Genomic DNA, 10,886 nt, shown 5'->3' with positions numbered 1-10,886 from the left:
CGGCAACACTACGGTTTTTGGTACCGTCATTCTAGGTTCGAGTCCTGGTGGGGAAGCTATTTTCGTTTTCTGCGTCCCCGCCGAAAGCCTCTGATTTCAGCCCTTCGCGCAATTGATGCCACCTGCGCTGCGGTGTAGTTCAAGGGAGCAATACCAGCCCGTGGAAGCACCCATCCGCGCCAATACGCCATAACTGCTAGGCCAAAGCCCACGAATGGCGAGATGATCATGCCGAGGGCGAACTTATCGAAGTGCCCAAATGTCGCCATCACGATTCCGGTGAGCACAGCCGGCACGGCATAGAGCGGGCTACCGCCAAAGACCGAGGGAACCTGACCGGAAGCAACATCGCGCACCATTCCGCCGCCCACTGCTGTGAGAACGCCCAAGAAAACGCAAGCAATAAAAGGCATACCGTAGGCCAGCGCTTTCACACAGCCAGTCGTGCACCACACACCCAAGATGACAGCATCCGCATGCTCAAGAAAGATTTCCCAGGCCTTACCCTTCAGGTCCGTCAAGAAGGCAATGAGCGCACCCACGCACGCCAGAGTGAGATACCACGGATCAGAGATAGCAGCTGCCGGGCCGTGAGAAATCAGCATGTCACGAATCATGCCGCCCGCCAGCGCCGAAAAGAGCGCCAGAAAGACGAAGCCGATGATGTCGAATTCTCTACGGCGCGCAATCGTGCCGCCAATAATGCCGTTAAGCACCACACCGATGAGGTCAAAGACCTGGTACAGGAAATGGATGAGCGGGTCGACGTCCTGAATCACAGATACTGACCTTAGCTGATCACATCACTTTTAATCTTCGACTCCATCCAGTTTCATCGCCGCTCGGGTAAATGACACGATCCACGCACCGACTGCAACCAAGCAAAGCGTCCCAGAGTAAGAATCCCTCGAAAGACGATAGCAAGTTCCCGGCCACACAAATAGGCGATAAGGGTTGTTCGATGGGGCTAGCTCCCGCGTGTCCGATTCATACCTACTTACGCGGGAAGCACCGCTCCAAATACACCGACCAGTGGATACCGGAGGGCTCATCCCCGTTTACGCGGGGAGCACTTCGCACCATGTCCCCCTGTACTGTGCTCGTTCGGCTCATCCCCGCTTACGCGAGGAGCACACGACACCGTTGCCTAGGGCTTTCAATTGTTGGGGCTCATCCCCGCTTACGCGGGGAGCACAGCCTGCCAATGACAGCGCGGATGTTTTCCTTGGGCTCATCCCCGCTTACGCGGGGAGCACTTACCTTCTCTCTACGGATCAGAAGGTTGGGGGGCTCATCCCCGCTTACGCGGGGAGCACCAGTCATTTAGACCACCCCCGCGGCGGTTAGGCGGCTCATCCCCGCTTACGCGGGGAGCACATGAAGACGTTTGCACAGGAGTACTCGGGCTGGGGCTCATCCCCGCTTACGCGGGGAGCACTTGCGTTTCTCTTTCCAGGTGAAGATGGTGGTGGGCTCATCCCCGCTTACGCGGGGAGCACTGAAGCCCGAGAAGTTCCTCCCGACGGACCTGGGGCTCATCCCCGCTTACGCGGGGAGCACGTCACGGTCCCCGCCGACATCGGCCGAGTGAAGGGCTCATCCCCGCTTACGCGGGGAGCACTCTTTGATGCGTACACCAATGTCACCAAGGGCGGGCTCATCCCCGCTTACGCGGGGAGCACGATGGTATGGGACGGCGCGAAGGCCGTATTCACGGCTCATCCCCGCTTACGCGGGGAGCACGATACTGAACACTTTCCGCTTGCCCCATTGTGGGGCTCATCCCCGCTTACGCGGGGAGCACCGCTCAAAATCGTTCATGATTCCTCCCCAATGGGGCTCATCCCCGCTTACGCGGGGAGCACGACCAGATGCCCTTGGCTTTATCGGCAATCCAGGGCTCATCCCCGCTTACGCGGGGAGCACTCCCGCACGTCGCGGGCGATAACACGGCGAGTGGGCTCATCCCCGCTTACGCGGGGAGCACCCATTGATTGGTTGAGAGATTTTGCCGATTGGGGGCTCATCCCCGCTTACGCGGGGAGCACGGCGCTCGTGTAGCCGCCGCATACTGCCTGTACGGCTCATCCCCGCTTACGCGGGGAGCACTCGGGGCGGGGTAGGTCATTATGCTCTGCCAGGGGCTCATCCCCGCTTACGCGGGGAGCACGATACCCCAGCGTGCGCGACGATTTACCTTCACGGCTCATCCCCGCTTACGCGGGGAGCACACGTTGACGTTTGAGCTTGTGGTTGACGGGGCGGGCTCATCCCCGCTTACGCGGGGAGCACTGCTGGTTTCGTATCAGTCCCCATCGTTCCGACGGCTCATCCCCGCTTACGCGGGGAGCACCAGCTGAGAGAATTCTCCTCCCATTTTGGACAGGGCTCATCCCCGCTTACGCGGGGAGCACGACTTCCGGGCGAAGGCTAAGCGACTGGGAATGGGCTCATCCCCGCTTACGCGGAGAGCACGGCCAGTCTTACCGATAGGCCCCTGGGATCCAGGGCTCATCCCCGCTTACGCGGGGAGCACGTCATCAGCGAGTAGGCCAGCTTTGGCTAGGACGGCTCATCCCCGCTTACGCGGGGAGCACGCTAGTGAAACGTCGCCGGACAGTCCCACCCCGGGCTCATCCCCGCTTACGCGGGGAGCACCTCCGCCAGTACATGATGACGAAGCTTGGGCCGGGCTCATCCCCGCTTACGCGGGGAGCACTCCCCGAAAGATGTCAAAGCGCGCGTCAGCGAGGGCTCATCCCCGCTTACGCGGGGAGCACACTGACGACCTCGGACTAGGCAAGGGCTTTCGCGGCTCATCCCCGCTTACGCGGGGAGCACGTGCCTACCAGGTCGCCTTGCGAGACGCCTAGGGGCTCATCCCCGCTTACGCGGGGAGCACACATCATCGCCCGGCTCGAGGCATACATGAAGCGGCTCATCCCCGCTTACGCGGGGAGCACGCCCCGTACCTCGTCCAGTTCCGGGGTGGAGACGGCTCATCCCCGCTTACGCGGGGAGCACGAGCGGTGCGCTGGTCTCAGGTTCTCCAACGAGGGCTCATCCCCGCTTACGCGGGGAGCACCAGCAAGCTGGTCAGAAGCAACTATCGCTCCTGGGCTCACCCCCGCTTACGCGGGGAGCACTCGGTGATGGTCAGTGAGTCGGAGAACCAGGGGGGCTCATCCCCGCTTACGCGGGGAGCACCCAATAAAGCCAGCGCCTAGCACAATGGTGGTCGGCTCATCCCCGCTTACGCGGGGAGCACCCTAGAAGCAGCACCCGAGAACGCTTCGTGGTCGGCTCATCCCCGCTTACGCGGGGAGCACTGGATGCCCTTGAACCATCCGAGCGCATCGTGGGGCTCATCCCCGCTTACGCGGGGAGCACTTACCCCGCAGACCATCGGAGGTCTGCGCGTGGGGCTCATCCCCGCTTACGCGGGGAGCACACCCGCCCTGTCAAGCTGACTGAGCAAATCTAGGGCTCATCCCCGCTTACGCGGGGAGCACCAGATTTGGCGAGCCGGTACGACCTGCGATTTCGGCTCATCCCCGCTTACGCGGGGAGCACTGTCTCGCCGGTTTTATCGTTGGTGCCGGTGAGGGCTCATCCCCGCTTACGCGGGGAGCACTCTCACCAAACGGGGTCGGACTATCCGGCGACGGGCTCATCCCCGCTTACGCGGGGAGCACCTGGTTTGGGGTGTTCATGTCATCCTTTTCGTGGGCTCATCCCCGCTTACGCGGGGAGCACAGCGTTCCCGTAGTGAGCGCATCCTGAATGAGGGGCTCATCCCCGCTTACGCGGGGAGCACTTGTCAGTGAAATCAATAAACGGGTTGGACGTGGGCTCATCCCCGCTTACGCGGGGAGCACAGGTGAGGCCGCGCCTATCCCGCCGTGGTGGGGGGCTCATCCCCGCTTACGCGGGGAGCACATCGCGCAAGGCACCCAGCAGAACCCGTACCCCGGCTCATCCCCGCTTACGCGGGGAGCACTAGTGAGGATTGATTTTCCCCACGCCATGATTGGGCTCATCCCCGCTTACGCGGGGAGCACCAGGATTTTGACGAGGCCGGTAAGCCTATCCCGGGCTCATCCCCGCTTACGCGGGGAGCACTACGGCACCCTGATTCTGGAAAGTGGCCGGCGGGGCTCATCCCCGCTTACGCGGGGAGCACCCGATGCAGCTACAGCATGATCATTTTCAGAACGGCTCATCCCCGCTTACGCGGGGAGCACTCAGCGCTGGGGTGGTTCCCATCCCCGATATGGGGCTCATCCCCGCTTACGCGGGGAGCACGGTGATGCGGATTTCACCAGGCACGGGGGCGGGGGCTCATCCCCGCTTACGCGGGGAGCACCTGACGCGGGCAGCAGTGCACCCGCCGAATAGGGGCTCATCCCCGCTTACGCGGGGAGCACACCGTGGTCTTGCATCCAGTCGAGGATTTCGCCGGCTCATCCCCGCTTACGCGGGGAGCACTTGAAGCCCTTGGCCGCCAGCCATGCGCCTTCGGGCTCATCCCCGCTTACGCGGGGAGCACAGTGTGTTCACTTCGCGGCGCACATCCCGCGACGGCTCATCCCCGCTTACGCGGGGAGCACTGTCCATGGTGCGGGCCACCATTTCGACTAGGGGGCTCATCCCCGCTTACGCGGGGAGCACTTGGGTAACAATCATCAAATACGAACCGGACAGGGCTCATCCCCGCTTACGCGGGGAGCACGCGTAACCGGGGTGCGTAATTAAAAGTTTGCGGGGCTCATCCCCGCTTACGCGGGGAGCACTGAACGAGAGCGCGAACCAGTGAACCAATACCCGGCTCATCCCCGCTTACGCGGGGAGCACGACGTTGGGCATTGCAAAGTTAGGCATTAGTGGGGCTCATCCCCGCTTACGCGGGGAGCACGATAGGGAGTCGTATTCCTTCTTGGCCTGCTCCGGCTCATCCCCGCTTACGCGGGGAGCACCGTTTAACGTCACCGGCGACACCGAGCGCCAGGGGCTCATCCCCGCTTACGCGGGGAGCACTGAAGCCCAAAGGCGGTCTACTTCTGCCTGGTGGGCTCATCCCCGCTTACGCGGGGAGCACTTTCACATCATTGCGCACAGTGTCGGTAGAGACGGCTCATCCCCGCTTACGCGGGGAGCACGCACTCAGGCCAGAAAGGATATGAATTCATCACGGCTCATCCCCGCTTACGCGGGGAGCACGCACAACCTCGCTGCCAGGAAGGAGGTCAACCGGGCTCATCCCCGCTTACGCGGGGAGCACCTCCGCTTTGCGCATGCCGGCGAGCTCGGAGAGGGCTCATCCCCGCTTACGCGGGGAGCACGACGGTGATGTGTTGGTGGGTGGCTTCTGGGAGGGCTCATCCCCGCTTACGCGGGGAGCACTCCGGGGAGCCAAGCGCCGTCACGCGGAGCATGGGCTCATCCCCGCTTACGCGGGGAGCACTGGTTTGCGGCGTGCCACGCGGTATCGGAGTCGGGCTCATCCCCGCTTACGCGGGGAGCACTGGTATTTCCGGTCTAGGGCGGTGAGCCGGTAGGGCTCATCCCCGCTTACGCGGGGAGCACTGATTGGGGGAATGCGCGCCCCTCCCTAGTGGGGGCTCATCCCCGCTTACGCGGGGAGCACGAGTTACGGAGGTTTCCCCAGCCGTTACCCATGGGCTCATCCCCGCTTACGCGGGGAGCACTTTTGAGGGCTGCGCGGATTGTGCGGCTGTAGGGGCTCATCCCCGCTTACGCGGGGAGCACTTCGCCTGCCATTAGTTGGTTTCCTCCAGGTGGGGCTCATCCCCGCTTACGCGGGGAGCACTACACTCCTTCTACCACTGCGTCATACAGTTGGGGCTCATCCCCGCTTACGCGGGGAGCACGACGAAGGCTTCACCATCGACCAGGACGCTGACGGCTCATCCCCGCTTACGCGGGGAGCACTCGGTCTCTAATGGGCGTCGAGATTCCCATAGGGGCTCATCCCCGCTTACGCGGGGAGCACTACCGTCCGGCGACTATCCCGTCGACATGCTGGGGCTCATCCCCGCTTACGCGGGGAGCACCGGACAGGGATATCGGACAGCGCGTGAAGTGCCGGCTCATCCCCGCTTACGCGGGGAGCACGCCACCACGAGAGTTAATACGTACCCGGACGGGGGCTCATCCCCGCTTACGCGGGGAGCACGCCTCATCAAGAGCGGCCATCGCATCAGCAGAGGGCTCATCCCCGCTTACGCGGGGAGCACGAGATGTGGCAACTCGACAGCGAGGGAAACGTGGGCTCATCCCCGCTTACGCGGGGAGCACCCAATTGATACGCAATGACCTAATGGCGGTGGGGGCTCATCCCCGCTTACGCGGGGAGCACCACTTCGCCCGGTTCTACTGCGCCTTTAGGGCCGGCTCATCCCCGCTTACGCGGGGAGCACGCCGTAGGTCTATCCGCTAATCAGTATCAAGAGGGCTCATCCCCGCTTACGCGGGGAGCACCGGCCCGGTGAGCTGAGCAATGGGATAGTACGGGGCTCATCCCCGCTTACGCGGGGAGCACGTCCGCTTCTCGCTCAGTGTGCCGCCGACTGTCGGCTCATCCCCGCTTACGCGGGGAGCACCGTTGGATGACGCTTTCGCCACATCTCGAGCGGGGCTCATCCCCGCTTACGCGGGGAGCACCACATCTCGAGCGGTTGATTACCTCGCGATGAGGGCTCATCCCCGCTTACGCGGGGAGCACAGGACACGCAGGTCAAGGCCAACACTACGATTCGGCTCATCCCCGCTTACGCGGGGAGCACCTTTCGCCCCACTAGGCGCAGTTGTGCGTAACGGGCTCATCCCCGCTTACGCGGGGAGCACCTGAGCCGTGAGCACGGTGGGCGTATCCCCAACGGCTCATCCCCGCTTACGCGGGGAGCACACTTGCTGAACAGCGCATTAACGAGCCGTAAGTTCAGTTTACATACGACTTCTCAGCAGCAAGAGAGAGGCTGTGCCCCAGTTCTTTCTACTTCCCTTTCTGTTTACGATAGGCAGACCGGACCTGCCGTGCTCGCGACCATCCAGTTCTGCTCTGCACAGTCTTCCGTTCAGGAGAGGGACGAACCATGAGTGTGACTCCATCGAAGTCTGTTGGCTGCCAATGGTGCCGGTGAGTCTTAAACTCAAGGCCTTGTTCATTAGCTGCCGAATAAACCAATAGCGCTCTCCCGTCCTTACATAGTTCGACTGTTCGCTCCCACAACAAATCACGAATTCTTGCTGAAGGACGACCTACAAACACTCCAGGAGTTAATTCAATCAACCATTTGGAAAGATCACCTCGGAGCCCAGCCGGGCACGCTGTAACGACGAGAACGATCATGAAAGTGTCTCCTCTTCAGACCAGTTCACGCCTGAAGCAATAACCTCGAGTTCACTCCACAACATAAGTTCAACATCACTCACAAGTTCGTCATCAGGGATATCGAACAACGATTTCAAGTCTTTTACCATGCGAGGCATCAGCCTGTGCGAAACAACATAATCGCGAACATGCCGACGGACTTCCGTCGATGGATTTCCCTTGGCAGCAGCGACAGCGTCGAATGCAGCCGGGATTGAAATTTCTGCCTTATATAGATCTGCGATGTCATAAACGAAAGAACGATCAGTTCCGTTATGAATAATGCCTAAGGCTGGAATGAAGCCTAATGCGGCGATTACGGCATGGGCTACTCCATAAAGCGCTGCGCTCGCAGCGGTAAGCGCCTGGTTGATTGGATCCGATGAATCGAAGTCATTCGGATCATAGGATCGACGATTCCAATAAACTCCGGTCCGTTTCGATTCCGCTTCGTACACTTTCTTCATCCTCGCGCCTTCCCGACCACGTAGTTGTGCCATGGTCAGACTTGACACATCTTCGCCAGGAAACCGCATCGAGTACATGCGGCGCGCACAATCCAATCTCTTTCGTTGGTGAGTGACTACCTCCGCTTGGATTTCTGCCATGCGGCTTGATTTTGCTGGCGGCCGGCCGTGCGCGTAGTACCGCACACCGCGCTCTCCTACCCAGACGGTACTTACGCCAGCGTCGCCAAGCAGGGCCATCGCAGCATACGTAATCTTTGTCCCTGGCCCCAAAAGAAGAGCTGCGATTTGGGTAGCTGGAAGATGAGCGATGCCCCGTTGGTCCATTATCGTGAGCGAATTGCCATCACGATTCACTACACAGCGTTCAGCGTAAAGAAAACTGATCCGGTCCCCTACGCGCGCCAAGGCCTGGCGTGCGATAGGGACCTCATGTGGCGTAGCCATTAAGAAACTGCCGCCAACGTCATCAAACCACAACCATAACCACGAGCACGACCTATGCCGTGAGTAAGAGTGGAGCGGAGCAGCGCAGAATCTGTGACCTCCAGGGTGCCACGATAGCGGGCCGTTACAATACGGATGTGGCGTCGGTTCCCACCTTTGCGGAAATCAAGGGTCCGCCTCTCCACGATGGCTGTTTCATCTTCTACCGACCAACGTGCTCGTTCTTCCGCAGGCACGGTGTCATTGGCGCGCGGAGCCAACGCAAAACCAACCTTTTCCGCCCGAGAATAGAGCCACTCAAGCTGGTGATCTACTGAAACGTGGGCTTTAACTTTGCCGCGTTTTCCGTTGTTGGACTGAGAATAGGTTGGGTTTGCAAGCAGCTCAAACCTCCAGCGCTGCCCCTTCTGCAAGGAACCCAGCAGGCGGGTGTAATCAAGAGACTGGGCGGGCCGTGTGTCGTAGCCAGCCTGCTCTACAATTCCAGACGCCGTCGGTTTCTCGGGACCAACAATGTAAAGAGCATTTTCGTGACCATTTCGATCAATCCGCCATAACAACCGTGCTTCATCGGTATCGATGTCGGGCGGAAAAGCTGCACTAACTGCCGCATGCATGGCATGTGGATTCGTAAGAAGCTTCCGCCCTTGACGCAACTGAGGGTTGATCAGGATCTTGGTTAGCGTGGTCACGCGTTCATCACCGCTTCCATGAATGGGTCCGGCCGCAGCTGCGATGCATCCAAGGGATTATCAACCATGGCGCTCTCACGTTGAACAACCGTGCGCCAGGAGTACTTTCGGTGCCTCGGGTCAAACGACACGGGCACATCTTGCAACGACTCCCCGAGTTCACCTGGCTTTGCATCGCGATAAATCGGCAGGGCTACCTTCTCTCCACAGGTCTTCATGTACTCCTTTGTGGCATGCCACGTAGAGTGCGCCTGAAGCGACTCAACCGCAGGTATATCATCAATTCCCTGCACCAAATTTGGCGGTGCCGGACATGAACGTCGTCCCAAGAAAATGGGGAATGCAGGTTTGTTCAGCGCCTCAGCCAAACCTTCAAGTAAACCGCGGTCCTCTGCCTCGATGGCGGCAACAAAGGCAGCATCAGAGAGGAAATAGCGTGTTACCAATTTTGCAGATGCATTAGGATTGCGCTGCCAATCCTGTGCCGTCTGATAATCGCGCAGCAGACTGCCAGATTGGTCAACTCGCACAGCGAACGTCAGACGTGCGAGATCCTCAATGCCGTCGGTCCGCCGGCGACCTTCGGCGGCGGCGAGCATGCCGAGCACTCCGGATTTCGATGGAATCTGAGACGTTGTTCGAGTGGCGTAGCGTGATTCGTTGCCCCACGACTGCAACGGGGCTTTGAGTAGCAGTAATAAGCTCGATGTCATGAGATGACTCCCTTCACTAGGACTGGGAGGAATCCAACGCTGCGGTGAGACGTTCCGAAAGTTCGGGCAAAGTTACGGTCTCAGCGATGTCAGCGAACGGTGCTCGCGCTTCGCTTACTCCAACCGCGAATGCAGCCAATGGCTTCAGACCGTAGTTCTCCTCAAACTCCCTTTCTTCCTTTGCCAGAGCTTCGGCACCTGCTAAACGCAGGTTCTTGTCGTCGGTGGCTTGGACGGGCTCTTCAAACGCCGTCACAAGGCTGACCGGACGGGTATCGCGCACTGTGACATAGACCAGCTCAGGCAGCGTGTGGTTGGCAAAAGTATTGATCTTGCCGGTGGGCATCGACTTGATGAACGCGTCGACAAACTGAACCGCAGCCTGCTTCGCGTTCTCTTCGGAGGCGAGATTCTTCGTAAGGCCAGCTACGTTCACAGTGGCGAACCGGTACAGGGTAGAAGACATCATTTGTACCGTGCCGATCATCCCAGCACCCGTCTCTTCACCATCTTCTGCAAGATCATCGACCGCAGTGAAATAGTCGAATTCTGGAGCGCTGCTGTGGATACCCAACGCATGAGCAACCTGCACTGCGGCATCAACATTGAAGGCAGCGTCATCAGCAATCATGCGACCAAACATCGCCATATCGACAGAATGCTGCGTATCGAGGATCACTTTAGCCTCAGCCTTTTTGATCTTCTCTCCGTCAGCATCGACGATCGCTCGAACTGCGCGATCAATCTGCTGCGGGCTCAAGAAGATGAGGTACTTAGTCCGCGGATAGCTAGCTTCCTTAATGAGCTCCTCTTTGTCCTCGGCGTCGGACTTTTCTAGTTCCTTGATCCGCTTGCTATCGACTTCGGTCGAAATACCTGCGGCCTTGAAAAGATCAGAAACCTGTTTGATAGCGCGCTCAGAATCCCAGCCATCGTGGTTCTCAACGAGTTTCGCGATCTTCTCTGGCAAGCGCTTTGAGCGGTCCCCCACGAACTCAGGGTCGACGTTCTTTTCAAAGTAGTTTCGAATTGCGCGCTTCCAGGATTGTGAGGACACGCGCTGGCGCGGTACCCCACCAAAAATTGCGGACTTGGGAGCACCCGTATCGTCTCGGTTGATCAGAGATGGCGGCAGAGTTTGTAGTGCGTGGATATCAATGACAAGGGACATGGT

Annotated in this window: 6 protein-coding genes and 1 CRISPR repeat array; all 6 genes read right to left on the bottom strand. The window is 59.8% G+C overall.

The window, feature by feature from the left end:
* Positions 1-56: 56 nt before the first annotated feature.
* A complete protein-coding gene (locus CAURI_RS04770; RefSeq protein WP_029158861.1) occupies positions 57-776 on the bottom strand; it encodes a trimeric intracellular cation channel family protein in 720 nt (239 codons plus the stop codon).
* Between the two features lie 269 nt (positions 777-1,045).
* Positions 1,046-6,928: direct repeats of the CRISPR family, unit length 28 nt; unit sequence GGCTCATCCCCGCTTACGCGGGGAGCAC.
* An 87-nt stretch (positions 6,929-7,015) separates the two neighbouring features.
* Complete coding sequence (gene cas2e / locus CAURI_RS13305; protein ID WP_010187420.1) at positions 7,016-7,372, bottom strand: type I-E CRISPR-associated endoribonuclease Cas2e; 357 nt, start codon at positions 7,370-7,372, stop codon at positions 7,016-7,018.
* Positions 7,369-8,307, bottom strand: a complete 939-nt coding sequence (cas1e, locus tag CAURI_RS04765) for a type I-E CRISPR-associated endonuclease Cas1e (RefSeq protein WP_010187422.1) — start codon at positions 8,305-8,307, stop codon at positions 7,369-7,371. The genes cas2e and cas1e overlap by 4 nt, the downstream gene beginning before the upstream one ends.
* On the bottom strand, positions 8,307-8,999 hold the full coding sequence (gene cas6e / locus CAURI_RS04760; protein WP_010187428.1) for a type I-E CRISPR-associated protein Cas6/Cse3/CasE: 693 nt from the start codon (positions 8,997-8,999) through the stop codon (positions 8,307-8,309). The genes cas1e and cas6e overlap by 1 nt, the downstream gene beginning before the upstream one ends.
* Positions 8,996-9,712, bottom strand: a complete 717-nt coding sequence (gene cas5e / locus CAURI_RS04755; RefSeq protein ID WP_010187429.1) for a type I-E CRISPR-associated protein Cas5/CasD — start codon at positions 9,710-9,712, stop codon at positions 8,996-8,998. The genes cas6e and cas5e overlap by 4 nt, the downstream gene beginning before the upstream one ends.
* A gap of 16 nt (positions 9,713-9,728) precedes the next feature.
* Positions 9,729-10,883, bottom strand: coding sequence for a type I-E CRISPR-associated protein Cas7/Cse4/CasC (cas7e, locus tag CAURI_RS04750; RefSeq protein WP_010187430.1), 1,155 nt, complete (start codon positions 10,881-10,883; stop codon positions 9,729-9,731).
* Positions 10,884-10,886 lie beyond the last annotated feature (3 nt).

The sequence above is a fragment of the Corynebacterium aurimucosum ATCC 700975 genome, assembly GCF_000022905.1.
GTDB lineage: Bacteria > Actinomycetota > Actinomycetes > Mycobacteriales > Mycobacteriaceae > Corynebacterium > Corynebacterium aurimucosum_F.
The sequence above is the reverse complement of the archived record's forward strand: the minus strand, read 5'-3'. Positions and strand labels throughout refer to the sequence as shown.

Excerpts from the sequence above, each read along its gene's own strand:
- cas2e (WP_010187420.1), bottom strand. The coding sequence starts at position 7,372 with ATGATCGTTCTCGTCGTTACAGCGTGCCCGGCTGGGCTCCGAGGTGAT.
- cas1e (WP_010187422.1), bottom strand. The coding sequence starts at position 8,307 with ATGGCTACGCCACATGAGGTCCCTATCGCACGCCAGGCCTTGGCGCGC.
- cas5e (WP_010187429.1), bottom strand. The coding sequence starts at position 9,712 with ATGACATCGAGCTTATTACTGCTACTCAAAGCCCCGTTGCAGTCGTGG.
- cas7e (WP_010187430.1), bottom strand. The coding sequence starts at position 10,883 with ATGTCCCTTGTCATTGATATCCACGCACTACAAACTCTGCCGCCATCT.